At 45.0% G+C, this 13,654-nt stretch carries 12 protein-coding genes and 1 riboswitch; of the genes, 7 read left to right on the forward strand and 5 right to left on the reverse strand.

What is annotated here, in order from left to right; genetic code table 11:
- The first annotated feature begins 119 nt into the window (after positions 1-119).
- The 4 genes from CLOSYM_RS15725 to CLOSYM_RS15735 all read left to right on the forward strand — a co-directional run bounded on the left by CLOSYM_RS15725 (position 120) and on the right by CLOSYM_RS15735 (position 2,196).
- Positions 120-692 (forward strand): hypothetical protein, encoded by a 573-nt coding sequence (locus CLOSYM_RS15725; RefSeq protein ID WP_021642863.1) that lies wholly within the window; start codon positions 120-122, stop codon positions 690-692.
- 95 nt (positions 693-787) lie between these two features.
- The gene (locus tag CLOSYM_RS15730) at positions 788-1,126 is read left to right on the forward strand and encodes a Uma2 family endonuclease (protein WP_242828689.1); all 339 of its coding nucleotides are present in this window, start codon (positions 788-790) and stop codon (positions 1,124-1,126) included.
- A 6-nt stretch (positions 1,127-1,132) separates the two neighbouring features.
- Positions 1,133-1,309 (forward strand): DUF4177 domain-containing protein, encoded by a 177-nt coding sequence (locus tag CLOSYM_RS22525; RefSeq protein WP_003511117.1) that lies wholly within the window; start codon positions 1,133-1,135, stop codon positions 1,307-1,309.
- Between the two features lie 302 nt (positions 1,310-1,611).
- Complete coding sequence (locus tag CLOSYM_RS15735) at positions 1,612-2,196, forward strand: hypothetical protein (protein ID WP_044902576.1); 585 nt, start codon at positions 1,612-1,614, stop codon at positions 2,194-2,196.
- A gap of 617 nt (positions 2,197-2,813) precedes the next feature.
- Here CLOSYM_RS15735 and CLOSYM_RS15740 read toward each other — a convergent pair.
- Positions 2,814-4,169: an APC family permease gene (locus tag CLOSYM_RS15740; protein ID WP_003509565.1), complete on the reverse strand. Its 1,356-nt coding sequence runs from the start codon at positions 4,167-4,169 to the stop codon at positions 2,814-2,816.
- Positions 4,170-4,228: 59 nt separating this feature from the next.
- On the opposite strand from CLOSYM_RS15740, the gene CLOSYM_RS24285 reads away from it, so the two are divergent.
- On the forward strand, positions 4,229-4,309 hold the full coding sequence (locus CLOSYM_RS24285) for a DUF6783 domain-containing protein (protein WP_416906660.1): 81 nt from the start codon (positions 4,229-4,231) through the stop codon (positions 4,307-4,309).
- Here the strand turns inward: CLOSYM_RS24285 and CLOSYM_RS15745 are convergent.
- Together CLOSYM_RS15745 and CLOSYM_RS15750 are read right to left on the reverse strand one after the other, a co-directional pair.
- Positions 4,297-5,520, reverse strand: coding sequence for an amidohydrolase (locus CLOSYM_RS15745; protein ID WP_044902579.1), 1,224 nt, complete (start codon positions 5,518-5,520; stop codon positions 4,297-4,299). The two genes, CLOSYM_RS24285 and CLOSYM_RS15745, sit on opposite strands and share 13 nt — an antisense overlap.
- Before the next feature lie 203 nt (positions 5,521-5,723).
- Positions 5,724-7,664, reverse strand: a complete 1,941-nt coding sequence (locus CLOSYM_RS15750) for an AAA family ATPase (protein ID WP_021642868.1) — start codon at positions 7,662-7,664, stop codon at positions 5,724-5,726.
- 488 nt (positions 7,665-8,152) lie between these two features.
- Here CLOSYM_RS15750 and CLOSYM_RS15755 point away from each other — a divergent pair, with 488 nt between their 5' ends.
- Entirely contained in the window at positions 8,153-9,313 is a 1,161-nt protein-coding gene (locus tag CLOSYM_RS15755; protein ID WP_021642869.1) for an aldo/keto reductase, read from the forward strand.
- A 352-nt stretch (positions 9,314-9,665) separates the two neighbouring features.
- Here CLOSYM_RS15755 and CLOSYM_RS15760 read toward each other — a convergent pair whose 3' ends face one another.
- Both CLOSYM_RS15760 and CLOSYM_RS15765 read right to left on the reverse strand, forming a co-directional pair.
- Positions 9,666-11,015 carry an MATE family efflux transporter gene (locus CLOSYM_RS15760; protein ID WP_021642870.1) on the reverse strand — a complete coding sequence of 450 codons (1,350 nt, stop codon included), beginning with the start codon at positions 11,013-11,015 and terminating at the stop codon, positions 9,666-9,668.
- Positions 11,015-11,446 carry a MarR family winged helix-turn-helix transcriptional regulator gene (locus CLOSYM_RS15765; RefSeq protein ID WP_021642871.1) on the reverse strand — a complete coding sequence of 144 codons (432 nt, stop codon included), beginning with the start codon at positions 11,444-11,446 and terminating at the stop codon, positions 11,015-11,017. The genes CLOSYM_RS15760 and CLOSYM_RS15765 overlap by 1 nt, the downstream gene beginning before the upstream one ends.
- A 419-nt stretch (positions 11,447-11,865) precedes the next feature.
- On the opposite strand from CLOSYM_RS15765, the gene brnQ reads away from it, so the two are divergent.
- Positions 11,866-13,176, forward strand: a complete 1,311-nt coding sequence (brnQ, locus tag CLOSYM_RS15770; RefSeq protein ID WP_021642873.1) for a branched-chain amino acid transport system II carrier protein — start codon at positions 11,866-11,868, stop codon at positions 13,174-13,176.
- A gap of 199 nt (positions 13,177-13,375) precedes the next feature.
- A riboswitch (M-box (ykoK) riboswitch) is annotated at positions 13,376-13,543 on the forward strand.
- Positions 13,544-13,654 lie beyond the last annotated feature (111 nt).

A 13,654-nucleotide genomic window follows, 5' to 3' on the forward strand; every position in this document is an offset into this window, starting at 1 on the left:
AGCAAAAATGAACTGACAGGGCTTGATGTGCCTTGCTTTTTGCTGTAGCGGTAGCTTGCTGAGGATAAATATGGTATTATTAAAATAGTATGAGCTAAATGTAGTAGCAGGAGATTAACATGGAAAATACTATCAAAGAAAAAGAGTATGAGAAATTAGTGAAGAGGATAGAATTTTTTGATTCTATGAGAAATACCTTGTTAACATTTTCTTTTACAGCAACATTGGCTGTTTTAGGACTTGCTATTTCAGAGGCGATGGATACCAGAAGTTCTTGGATATGCTTAATTCCCTTTTTATTAATAATTCCCTTTTCGGCACGAATTTCTTATTATAGATTAGCCAGTGCGCATATAAATTCATTTTTAAGAGAATATGCGCCTTTGTCAATGAAGTTTGAAATAGGAGCGGAAACTGTAAAAGAAGGAAAATGTAAGCATTACAATTTAATTGCTTGGCTGGTCAACCATGAAATGTTTTTTTTAGGAATAGCTACTACTTGTACATTTTATGTCAAATATCTACTTAGTATCGAAAAATGGGAATTACCTTACTATCTGGGTATAATCATTCCTATTGTTTTAAACTTTATTGTCTTTGTGATTTCTGACTCTGCCTATAACTATAATAGATTGGTAAAGGAGTTCTTGGAAGATTGGAAAAAGTATAAGTGCTCACCAAAGGATTCTTAATTACCTTTGTACGGAGATTAACCTGTACATTCGCAATAAAGGCGGAGTGTGCGAGGCGTTTCCAGCCCCGTTGTCTGTTTTTTTGGATCAAGACGGTGAAAATATATTTAGAGCCTGACATCAGCTTAATATGTGACAAAAGTAAGCTGGATGAAAAGGGCTGTCATGGAGCGCCAGACTGGATTATAGAGACTGTTTCACCGTCAAGTAAACGGATGGATTATTATACAAAGCTATCTTTGTACCGGGCAGCAGGCGTAAGAGAGTATTGGATTGTTGATCCGTCCCGTGAAAGTGTGACAGTCTATTTCATGGAGGAAGATGCAGCTCCTGTAATTTATCCATTTTCTGATAAAATAGGAGCAAATATTTATAAGGAGCTGGAAATCAAGCTTGGTGAGATAAAACGGGGAACGGAAACGAAAGAGGGATAAAGTCAGATGAAGAAATACGAATATAAGGTTGTAACAATTGCAACTACATTCGCCATGAATACTAAGCAATATGAGAAAATGGCGCTTGACTTTGAAACGCAGTTAAATGAATTGGGGCGTGAGGGCTGGGAACTGGTTCAAAGAAAAGACAGTATGTTTTTCTTTAAAAGAGAACTTCAATGACAATTTAAGAGTTTATTGACTATCAGGCTACTGTATTATGCGGTAGTCTTTTCTTTTCCACAATTATACCTCTGTCAATCAGTAATTGTATCTGAATGTGGATAGAAAATTATGTGAAGATTGTTCTGTGAATAATATGTCAACCTACTTGACATATATATGTAAAAGAACTACACTGTGAAAATCTATTATCCATGTATTCGACTATGTAGAACGGTGGTGCTATTTTTCTAAAAAAGATAGAAGATAAAGGTGATTTCTCTGAATTTAATTCGGTTATGGATCAACAAGGAGGGGGCAGCATGGTAACAAAGCAGTCTTCGCGGACAACAGAAGATTCTAAGTCCATAGTCTTTAAAACAGCACTTTTTCTGTGTGGCCTTGTCATTTTGACGACCATATTACTACAGCTTTATTATTTGAATGTCAATCCTGGATTTGCCATAAAGTATTCTTATGTCACAAATATTATATCTCCATTAACATACTCTATTGTTTTTATTGTGATCTTTTTAGCTTATAAAAAAGTGAAAAGTGACGAGGAACGTAGCTCTTTATGTCTCTGGGGAATCATCTTTTTAATTATACTGCTGAAAAATACGTACAATCATCTTAATCTTCCGGGAGATTTAAGGCCTGGTGACAGAATTTTGTCTGAGATTCCTTTAGAAGTTAGTGGGGCAATAATTGGAATATGCTGTACGTATTTATTTGCAAAAAGATTTCGTCTAAAAATACTTTTTATAATAAATCTCTGTGTTTTACTGGTTTTATTAAGCAGTGTCCTTTTTCCTCTGGAAAGCTATATGAGAATGATCTTTCAACAAATATTAGATAGTTCAGTAATATTGGCCGCTGATCTTTTTCTTTTAAGCATCTGCTTTTAACATATTTATAATTACAATCTTTATACATAAATAAAACCTAACATTATTTATTTTTCAAGAAAGGAGCTTTATATGAAAAGGCCGAAACAGACCTATACTGAGGTATTCGATAATCGGACGTTATTAGCGGAGTTTTATATTAATTTACAAGGGAGGGATACAGCTAAATCAATGAACTGATATATACAAATATGTATAAAGTAATTAAATAGTAATTTTTCGAATACTCGTGATATAGTGGGAGATTTTATGCAAAATATTTGGTTCTGTAAAACATTTAGGCACTGGAAAGGCAGAAAGGAACAGATATGAATTTGTCTATTCAACAACTGCACATCTATATTATTTATTCGTCCACCGCCTCATTTAAGATGATTTTAACACTTTGGCAAATTTCAGGCCAAAGGTCTGACCGACAGAATCAACCCGTACCGGCATTGTGAAATACCACTTTGAGATTGGGGCGGAAAGGAAAATTTTAATTGGATATGATTTGACGGGAGGGCGGCTGAGTGGCAAAAGTGCCAAAAAGACCGGCATATCGGATGTTTCAATCCGATATGCCGGTTATAAAGTTTTACTCTCACCAGGCTGCAGTTTCCATATTTTGCAGACCGCTATTTTTCGGAATCAGGCAGCTCATAACTGACTTCCACATTGACCTTCCCGCTGTTAAATCTGACTCTTCCAAAAACAAATGCAAATGCTACAACGGCCAGATTCGCGGCCAGTAACGGCAGCGGCAGTTCAACTGAAGACATAAATCCGGAGAAGATAATTACACACAAATCCAGAATACCGATGGCTTTTAAAGCAGTATTACTGATATAAAAATCTGATTTTTTCCAGGCCTCGGGCATCACCTTCGGTAATCTCAATAAACTTAAAACGATCATGAATTTCGTAATGGAGCCGACGGTGATGGTTATATCACTAATCACGCCGATGTCAAAATCCAATACGATCGGCACAAAACCGATGACATAATAGATACCTAATAAAATGATAGGTGTTCTGAATTTAGGATGTAATCTGGCGAGGGATAACGGATACCAGCCGTCATTACATGCCTGCATTAAAGGTTTTGTACATGAGGCAATGGAGCTGTTCAAGGTTGTAATCAGCGCCATCCAGGCACCTCCGATGACAAAAAGATAATAAAGCGGTTTGGAAAGGATGGTTCCGGCAACAACGGTTAAAGGCTGGTTTGCAACCTGCTCAACAGGGAGAACGCCTGCGGCCACGACGCCCAGCAGCCCATAAAAGACAGCTATGCCGACGGTTGACAGCAGCATGACCCTGGGAATATCTTTGGTGGGATTTTTTGCTTCCGCGCTCAGTGATGTGATTCCCTGTGCGCCGTCACACGTATAGCTCATGAGAATAGCGGCTCTCCACAGTCCGCGGAACCCTCCGGTCATCCAACTGCTCTTTTCAAAATAGTTTGGATCCAGACGGGTAAGCCCGATTACCGTAAATATTGTCAGCGATATAATCAGCAGCGCTACCGCCAGGGTTTGAAACTTTGCAAAAACGTTAACTCCAAAAACATTGATCGCAAACAGCAGGGTCAATATTCCGAGCGCAATGGCCTTCCTTGTGATCCATGGAAGAAACGGCATTGCATAATCTGCAAATGAAAGAGCGTACATGGACAGTGTAACGCTGGTAAGCAGTGAAATCATGGAGTAGGTTCCGGTCCATCTGGGGCCGAGCAGAGTTCCTACCATGGAATAGTCGCCGCCCCTGAATCTTGCCACCGAATTAAGAAATATCTGTGGTGATCTTGCTAATAATGTAATGAAACCGCCTATAATAAAAGCGACAAATATCGAACGCCCCGTACGGCCGATACCAATTCCGGTCAATGACATGATACCGGAACCTATGATTGCTCCGGTAGCAATCGCCATTAAATCCCAAAAACCCAATACTCTTTTCAAATCTTTTGTTGATGTTAATTTCTCCGACATTATGGCTCCTTTCATCAGCCCAGTCCACACTTTCCGTGTTAGAGCCTGTTTGAAAATTCATTCCCACAAAGTGTGACGCACAGCTGACAGAAAGCAATTTTCAGACACGCTCTAGTTCGACTGGCTGCTATTCTTTATAATTTTTTTCAAATTCAGCTTTGATTTTTCCAAGTTCTTCCGGATTGGTTCCGATTCTGTAACCTGTAAGCGCCATGAGCTTACCTGCCAGGATACTCTGATCAAGAGGAAATTCATTTCCCGTGATTGCAGCCGTTTCATTGGCATGGCCGACAGGCGCCGGTTCATCCTCTCCCACAATCGGGAATGTGATTTCAACACTGGGGATTTTATAAGCTACACAACCCAAATCCGAAGACGCCTTCGGCAGGGCGCCGAAAGAGAATCTGGATTCATCAATGCCAAGATCCGGAGCGTATTTGGCAGCCAGCCGGTATAAGCCGGGAACCGGCGTAGCGCAGTACCATGGAGCGTCCCATTTATAGAGTGCGGTGGTATCTGTCATCAGCTCTGCGCCTTTGATAATGTTGTCAACTCGTTTCATTAATGCATTCAGTTCGGCCGAATCGTTTGTCCTCAGCTCCACATTAAGAGTTGCAAGATCCGGAACGGAATTGGCGGCTGTACCTCCGTTTGAGATGATGTAGTGAATCCGGTTTGTTTCCAGCATATGTTCTCTTAAAAATTCCAAACCCATGGTGGTGAGAATAACCGCGTCTAAAGCGCTTCTCCCCTTTTCCGGTGACGATGAAGCATGGGAGGATCTGCCTTTGAAAGTCAGCCAGTTATCATGAGTCGGCCATACGATGGCCTTTCCGGTAACTTCCGAACCCCAGTCCGAACCATAGTGGCTGGTAAGCATAAGATCCACTTCATCCATATATCCGCCTTCCAGAATATAATGTTTGGAGCCTTCCAGTTCTTCTGCGGGGGTTCCAAACACAATAACCGATCCCGTTGTCTGAAAGACTTCTTTTAATCCCAGGGCAGCCGCAAATCCGGCGGATGCGATAAGATTATGGCCGCAGGCATGGCCATTGGGCAGAGCATCATACTCAAGCATGATACCAATGACAGGGCCGCCTTCTTTTCCCTTAAAAACAGCTTTGAACGCTGTCGGCATATCAATTTTGTGGTCAAACTTGGGATGTTTCCCAACCAGCCCTCTTTGTACCTCAAACCCTTCCTTTTCCAGCTCATCCATTAACAATGCGGAAGAATTGAATTCTTCCCATCCCACTTCCCTGAACTCCCAAATCTTCCTTCCGGTTTTGTGGATTTTTTTTCTGTTCCTGTCGATTGCTTCCATCATTCGAGTTTCTACAGAATTCATTTTCTCCTTTACCCTCCATACTTTTCATAGTTATATATCCTCCAGCCGCTCTGTTTCAGCGGCATGGTTATCATTATAATCTCAGGCCGTTAAAAGAACGTTAATATTTATGCCGCTTTTATAAAAATACAAAAAAAGACTACAGATTTTCTTTTTTTGAAATCTGTAGTCAAATTAGCATCCAAATCGGAAATGAAAACGTGTCATATATTATTTTGGAGGTTTCGCAGAGTATCTGCCTTTTCCGGATATCCGCTGTATTCATATTGCCGTATCGTAAACGGAAGCAGCTCCAGCCATCGTTCCCCATTCTTCTGATTTTCGTAAAATCTCGCGACGGCATGGTGCCAGAGCCGTCTTTTTCCCATGGAGAGATGCTGATAAACATAGTCTTTATAAAACCGGTGCCGGAATTTATAAATAATATAATCGTCCCATGTCTGTTCCACGACAAAACGAGTCAGAAGAAGCTGTTCCAGCACTTCGATCAGCTCCATCCGATCCATTTCCACCAACAGCTCCAGCTCCTCCAGCTCCGCATGCTCCACAAAAATCGACAGAGCGTCCAATACCTTTCTCTGCTCTTTGGTAAGCTTTTCCAGCCATAACTGTATCAGCATGTCGATTCTCGGCAGCGGCCGTCCTTCCTTCCAGCCGTCCTGCCGGATCATATTCAGTGTATCCATCAATACAAGCGCGTTTCCCTCTGTGCGAAGAAAAATCTCACGGGTGCTGATTCCGGCATCGCCGCATCCTTGCAATGCATTTCCAGCAATTTCGGTTGTCTCCGCCTCCGTGAAGCACGAAAGAGGAAGAGTAGTAATGATATCCCGCTCACGCAGCGCTGCAAGGAGCCCGCGGATATCCTGTTCGCCGTCAATACGGCAGGTCGCAATCATAAAAACCTGCCGGTTGCCCAGTTCTATCATGACACGCTGCAATAGCCGGCGGCTGACGATATCCATCCATTGGAGGCTGTCAAAGTATAAAATAATTCGCCATCGGCCGGCAAGCTCCTTCAACAGATTCAGTACCCCGTTCTCCAAAGCCATATAACTTAAATATTCCCCGTTTCCGCCGTGAACCACGTCCGGATTCTCCGTTGCCATTCCTGTAAGTACGAGATGAATCAGTGCTGTGCTGCTTTCCGTCAGACGGATTTTCCCTTCATTCTGAAGATTTTCAAGCTGTTTGAAAAGATCCCGCCATGATTTTAAGGGAAAGTCGGCTTCCGCGCAGTAACAGTGGGAGACAAGCTCAAGGACGCCTGCGTCACGGTTCATCTCATAAATCTGCTGCATCAGAGCTGTTTTACCGACTCCCACTTCGCCTTCAATGACAACTGAGGCAGACGGTTCATGATTTAAGAACCAGAAAATCCGTTCATCAATGTATTGAAGCTCCGCCAGCCGTCCGAAGAAATGATCCTTGCGATCCGTTTTTCGGATAAGCGAAACTTCTTTCCGGTGGAACATGGTCCGGAACAGCAATTCCACCGCATGGGAAGGCTCCTCGTCCAGATCCCTCCGCAGGCATTTTACATACTCATGATACATCTGGATTCCCCAATCGTATTTCTCGGCCTGCATATAGCATTTCATTCCGGTCAGAACCATTTCCTCATCCCATGGTTTCCAATATTCCCACGTGCCAATCAGACGCCGGAGCCTCGTTATATCACGGCAGACCAAAGGCTCGGCCAGCTCTGATTTAATATAATCCAGGCACCTGGAAAGCTGGATACGTCTTTTGTTTTCCACCCAGACTTCAAATTCCGGGCAGTCTTTGAGATAGAAAAAATCGAGAAATCTGTCCTGCCGGAGAGCAAAATCCGCTTCGGGTAAATCCCATTCCGATCCGAAACCGAATTTAGGATTCAGTTCCAGAGAATTTTTCCCATGCAGCAGGATGGCGTCTTTATCCAGGCAGCGCCGGATCTGAAAGAGAGCCTGCCTTAAATTTTTGCGTCCGGTGGATTCATCGCTGGAGCCCCAGAAGACGGATATTAGTTCGTCCCGGTTGACCTTTTTCTCCACACAGAGATAATAAAAAATCCCTTCCGCTTTGCGATAAGGAAAATGGACAATCCTGCCATTATTAAACACACCCGGTATCCCGAGAAGCGTCACCTGATATTCTGACATATCTGTAATCCCCCCCTGTTATATCAAGCTGCGGCGCTCTGCAGTCGCGTATCCGGCTTACTTCGCACAGTGCCATATCCAAACTTTTCAGCCGGTTTTGAACACGGTTTTACTTCGTTTTAACTTGTATAACTATACCATATTATAATATCAATTTAAACATTTAGGAGGGAATTAATAGACCATTTTCTGGATAAATCCATTTGCATATGGGGAAGGGGGATTGCTAATGAAATTCATGAACCAGGAGTTCCTCCAGTTTACCGGAAAAACAGGCGGTATCTGCCGTTTTTAGCGAATCGGTCAAAGGTTGACCAGAAAAAAAGTTACTGCTCACAACAATCCGGGGTGTGTGTGAAGCGGCACATCATTGCTATTTTAAACAGGCTTTGTTATACTGAAAATATTATATTAGGAATGCTTTGAGCGCCTTGTTTTAAAAAGATAATGGAACAGGTCTCACAAGATTTATAAAGGAGAGGTGGACAATGGAGTACAGAAAATTTGCGGAAATTCCGGAGAAGGTTTCCCTGCTGGGGTTTGGCGGAATGCGTTTTCCTGTCAGAGACGATCAGCCTGAAAATATCGTGGAGGAGGGAGTACAGGCGCTCATTGATCATGCCCGGGAGAGAGGCATCACCTATTTTGACACGGCATACTCCTATCATGGGGGACGGTCAGAGGAGGTCTTATCGGGGGCGCTTAGGAAATACCCCAGAAACTCCTATTATCTGGCTGATAAACTGCCTATCTGGCTGATTAAAGAGGCGGCGGACACGGAAAAATATTTTATGGAACAGCTGGAACGCTGTCAGACAGAGTATTTTGATTTTTATCTGGTGCATTCCCTGGACCGGTATAAATATGAGATTTGTGAAAAGTATCATGTATACGATGCATTAAAGCGCTTCCGGTCGGAGGGCAGGATCCGGCATCTCGGCTTCTCCTTCCACGATACACCGGAAATCCTTGAAAAGATCGTGTCGGACCATGCATGGGATTTTGCCCAGATTCAGCTTAACTATCTGGACTGGGAAATGCAGGACGCCAAAGGACAGTATGAAATTCTTGAATCCCGCGGCATTCCGTGTATTGTGATGGAGCCAAACCGGGGCGGCGCGCTGACATCCCTCCCGGAATCATCGGCGAAGTTTTTAAAAGAAGTCCATCCGGAGCGGTCCCTTGGCTCATGGGCGATCCGTTTTGCCGCCTCCAAACCAGGTGTGCTATGTGTGCTGAGCGGTATGGAGTCGGAAGCGGTAGTCGACGAGAATGCCGCCACGGTTACGGACGTAACGCCGTTTGATGAGAGAGAGGAGCGTGCGGTCGGACAGGCAGTAGATATGTTCCTGAAAAATAAGATGATCCCATGCACCGGATGCGCCTATTGCAGGGAATGTCCGAAACAGGTGAACATCCCGAAAATATTTGCCGCATACAATCAGTATCTGGTGGGAAAAGACAATTTTCAGTTTTATAATGCCTATTCCAAGCTGAAGGCGGAGGAAAGGGCAGGAAACTGTATCGGATGCCGCAAGTGTATGGAGCATTGTCCACAGGGAATCCGGATCACCGAAGAGCTTGATATGATACAAAAACTGGTCGTCAGGATTAATGAGATCCGCCCGTCAAATTGGGGGGAGATGTGACGGGGAGCCGGTCAGTCCTTGTTTTTACCTGCGGCTACCAGACAGGTCAGAATACATCCGGATAAAAGTCCGGCTAAGTAGCAGATAATGCCCATGCGGGAACACTCCTTTCATTGATTAATGATGAAAAGCCGTGCCGCATGCTTTTCATCCCTGTTATATATCTATTATTGACCATATTTATTTAGATATAAGCTTTCCGTAAAAAAGCAGATGTCCGGTGGCTATCTGGATGACGTCTTTCTTCACCAATCCGTGCACTCCTGCCCCAGCCGAAAGTCTTTAATACAGATTCTGGAGCTTTGTATTAAAAATGTCAGGCTTGAGAAAATACGCGGACATATTTATGCTGTCAAGATGGCGCCTGTGTGTTTTTTCCGTATATTTTGCGAAATGACATCATGAATGATAACGCGAGGGCCGCGGTCATAATTTCCGCAGACAGGGATGTAAGCCAAACCCCGTCGATGCCCAGAAAAGCAGGCAGAACGGCAAGGGAGACAAGCGGAAAGGCCATCGTCTGTCCGAAGGACACGGCCAGTGATACAGCCGGTTTATTCATTGCGGTAAAGAAGGAACCTGCTGCTGTTCCGATCCAGTTAAACAGATAGGAGAAGGAGAAAAGATGCATGGCGCGTGAGGCCATGGCCGTCAGTTCCGGTTGATCGCCTTCCATAAAAAAAGGAATGATCAGATGTCCGCCGGTCAGCATGGAAGCCATTGCCGAGATGGAGATGACGGCTCCCGCGGTCATCAGTATCTTTTCCAGCCGGAACATCCTTGTGTACTTGGCGGCACCAAAGTTGTAGCTGATGGCCGGCTGCAGGGCATCCACCATACCAAAGAGCATGGAACTGACAAAGGAGTCAATGTACATGACAATGGAAAAAGCGGCGACAGCCATTGCACCCGAAAGTCGCAGCAGCACCGCATTCATGATAACCATGGAGACAGATGCCGAAATATTTGAGAAGAACTCCGAACTGCCGTTACCAATAATGTTTCTCAGTATATGCCATGGAATGCGCGGACTGACAAAACGCAGGACAAGCTTTTTACCGAAAAAGGGGAACAATCCGATGCCGGTTCCCAGGGTCAGGCTGATACAGGATGCCAGGGCGGCGGAGGAAACTCCCATTCTGAAATGTACGATAAACAGCCAGTCGAAAAACAGATTGGAGAGTGCGATGAAGATATTCATCCCCATACTGTAGATAGTCCTGCCGCATACCCTCAGATAATTGTCAAGTGCAAAGAAGATCATGATAAAAGGGGCAAATACGGCATAGACCCGCATATATTCAACCGCCAGGTTCAGGACGTCATCCCCGGCGCCCATCAGTCTGACCGCCTGCGCCCCTCCAAAGAATCCGGCCAGGCCTACGAGACAGGAGATGGCGACGATAAACAGGCTGCTGAAACTGAATACGGTGCAGGCCTCCCGTTCTTTCCCCTGCCCCAGACGGATTGAAATCTGGACGGAAGAACCGACGGCAATCATATCCGAGAGGGCAAAACTGATCATGATAACCGGCATTACAAGATTAATTGCGGCGAGCGCATGGGAGCCTATAAACTTCCCGACGAAAATGCCGTCGGCCACCATGTAGAGGGAGGAAACAGCCATGCCGGCCATACTGGGCAGGGCACAGCGGAAGAAGAGCCTCAACGGTGAAAGAGTAGAAAACATTTTGTGTTCCATTATTCACCATCCTCTTTCATTATCTCCTGGCTGTAAATATCCATGATATCACCGAGGACAGCGAGCTGATCCGGACTATATTTTTTTTCAATTGTGCGCAGGGCGCGTTCAAAGGGCCTGTCATAAACCACAGAATTCTTTTGTAACTCGTCGCTTACACGCAGGTAGTAGACGCGCTTATCCTTCCCGCTCTGCGTTTTGACTACATGGCCGAGCCGGATCAGTTCATTTACCTTCTTTGTAACCGCGGGTTTTGAAATTCCCAGAGTTTCGGCAATAGAACTTACGGTACAGTTATCCTGATATGCAATAATATCCAGATACATGATACTGTTGTAGGATAAATTACCGGTGATTGACCGGTTGACATAACGGACGTCATAGATGGTCATATTATAGTATAGCCGGTTGAGGCTGTCTCTCAGATTCATATCATTCTCCAATACAAAGGTGATCCGCAATTCGGATTTGTCATTAGTTAACTAAATATAATTAGATTTAGTTAACAATATAGCGTTGGGATGCGTAAGAGTCAAGAGGATTTTCCGATTTTAGAAAAAATTAATGAATTGTTAATGCCGGGATGCCGGGCCACAGCCGGCAGATGGTCTCGCAGACGGGCTGCTCCATCGGTGAAAAAGGAATGATAACCGCGGCAAACGTGTTGGCGCTGACCGCCCTGGAGCTGTTTGAGAAACCGGAGCTAATCCTAAGAGCCTGGGAGGAGCATGAAAAAAACAAGTAAAAAATAGGATAAAACCGGCCGCTGCCTTGTCAAATTTATGATTTCGGTATAAACTGTCTTTATGTCTGATATGACGAGAGATTATAATACGGGAGAAGGACAGCTATGGACAGAAGTGAACGTTTATCGGGAAAAAAGGTGTTAATCGTGGGATTGACACTTTTTTCCATGTTTTTTGGGGCGGGTAACCTGATATTTCCGCCTTTTCTGGCAGTACAGGCAGGGACATCCATTATACCGGCCGCTGCCGGATTCTTAATCAGCGCAGTGGGGCTTCCGGTTCTGGGCGTGATTGCGGTTGCGTACTCCGGCGGCCTGGAAAAACTGGCAGGCCGTGTACACCCGGCCTTTGCACAGCTTTTTACCATTCTCATTTACCTGTCGATCGGGCCGTTTCTCGCGATTCCCAGGACAGCAGGCACTTCCTTCGAAATGACGCTTCTGCCCCTTGTGGGGGAAGGCGGAAAAGCGGCGGGGCAGCTTCTGTATTCCATTGTATTTTTTACCATTGCCATGGTTATGGCATTTAACCCGGACAAGCTGACGGAGCGTCTCGGTAAGATTCTCTGTCCGGCCCTTTTGATATTAATATTTGTCATGTTTGCCGGCAGTGTTTTTTATCATCAGACGATTTCGGGGGAGCCGGCGGGAGCTTATCAGAGAGCCGCCGCCGTCACCGGTTTCCTGGAAGGTTACCAGACAATGGATACGATTGCGGCTCTGAATTTCGGCATTGTAATTGCGCTGAATATAAGAGCCATGGGAGTCAGAGAAGACAGTCAGGTGGTACGGACTACGATTCACAGCGGGATGATAGCGGGGCTCCTGCTGGCGCTCATCTATATGGCGCTGGCTTACGTAGGCGGACAGGTACAGGCGGAGGCGGCGTCACTGGATAACGGGGCGAGGATTCTTACATTTGCGGCAGGCCGTTTTTACGGGAATACAGGAGCTTTACTGCTCGGCGTGATTTTCTTTATCGCTTGTCTGAACACATGTATCGGCCTTCTCAGCTGCTGCAGTAAATATTTTTCAACTCTGGTTCCCGGGATTGGGTACCGGGCCTGGGTTGTCTTATTCGCCGTGACCAGTGTTGTGATTGCCAATGCCGGGCTCAGCCGGATTCTGGCTTTTTCCGTACCGGTGCTGAATGCGATTTATCCGGTTGCCATCGTATTGATTGCTTTGTCTTTTATCCACAGGGGAGAGGGAGCGGGAAGAAAGATGTATCCTGCGGCGATTTTACTGACCGGCATTGTCAGTGTGATTTATTCTCTGGAGCAGACACGGATTGTAATTCCGGTGATTACCGGGGCGGTCTCGCTTCTGCCGGGGTATGGACTGGGACTTGGATGGTTAATTCCTGCGGCTATTGGTATCGGGATCGGGCGGATGCTGCCGGAGCATAGCAGATAGAGAGGAGCAGGAAAGGCCTTCTTACCGGCAACGAAAGGCAATAAAGGCTGTGAAATATACGAAAAAATTGAGTGAATTTACCTTCCGGTGTTGACAGACGGGAGCAGGAGTTATATAATATGGCAGACTTAAGGCGTTGGACGGCAGATTTTCACAGCCAATCCATAACAGGGGCCTTAGTCAGTCAAAACAGAATAGTTGGAAACTTCGGTAGGTGAGGTTACCACAGGGATTTGGATGATTCCTAAGATTGCTGCCGCAAATTTGTGGAGACACAACGCGCTGGTTAGCAGGAGATGTCGTAAAGGCATAACCTAATGCAATTCTATCGCCCTGTGATACTAAAGCTTGTACGTTGCAGTTCTGGTTCTCCGGTAGAACGGTAGAACCGGGATGGTATTTTTCAGATAGAGGAAATCCGCTGCTTCGTATAGCAGCGGATTTTTTTTGTTAGGGCAAGGCCCTGTTTTGAACATGG

Source organism: [Clostridium] symbiosum ATCC 14940 (genome assembly GCF_000466485.1).
GTDB classification, from domain to species: Bacteria; Bacillota; Clostridia; order Lachnospirales; family Lachnospiraceae; genus Otoolea; species Otoolea symbiosa.

Bases quoted from the DNA above. Each gene is read 5' to 3' on its own strand.
- CLOSYM_RS15765 (WP_021642871.1), bottom strand. From the start codon at position 11,446: ATGAATCTGAGAGACAGCCTCAACCGGCTATACTATAATATGACCATC.
- CLOSYM_RS15755 (WP_021642869.1), top strand. From the start codon at position 8,153: ATGGAGTACAGAAAATTTGCGGAAATTCCGGAGAAGGTTTCCCTGCTG.
- CLOSYM_RS22525 (WP_003511117.1), top strand. From the start codon at position 1,133: ATGAAGAAATACGAATATAAGGTTGTAACAATTGCAACTACATTCGCC.
- CLOSYM_RS15740 (WP_003509565.1), bottom strand. From the start codon at position 4,169: ATGTCGGAGAAATTAACATCAACAAAAGATTTGAAAAGAGTATTGGGT.
- brnQ (WP_021642873.1), top strand. From the start codon at position 11,866: ATGGACAGAAGTGAACGTTTATCGGGAAAAAAGGTGTTAATCGTGGGA.
- CLOSYM_RS15725 (WP_021642863.1), top strand. From the start codon at position 120: ATGGAAAATACTATCAAAGAAAAAGAGTATGAGAAATTAGTGAAGAGG.
- CLOSYM_RS15750 (WP_021642868.1), bottom strand. From the start codon at position 7,664: ATGTCAGAATATCAGGTGACGCTTCTCGGGATACCGGGTGTGTTTAAT.
- CLOSYM_RS15745 (WP_044902579.1), bottom strand. From the start codon at position 5,520: ATGAATTCTGTAGAAACTCGAATGATGGAAGCAATCGACAGGAACAGA.
- CLOSYM_RS15760 (WP_021642870.1), bottom strand. From the start codon at position 11,015: ATGGAACACAAAATGTTTTCTACTCTTTCACCGTTGAGGCTCTTCTTC.
- CLOSYM_RS15735 (WP_044902576.1), top strand. From the start codon at position 1,612: ATGGTAACAAAGCAGTCTTCGCGGACAACAGAAGATTCTAAGTCCATA.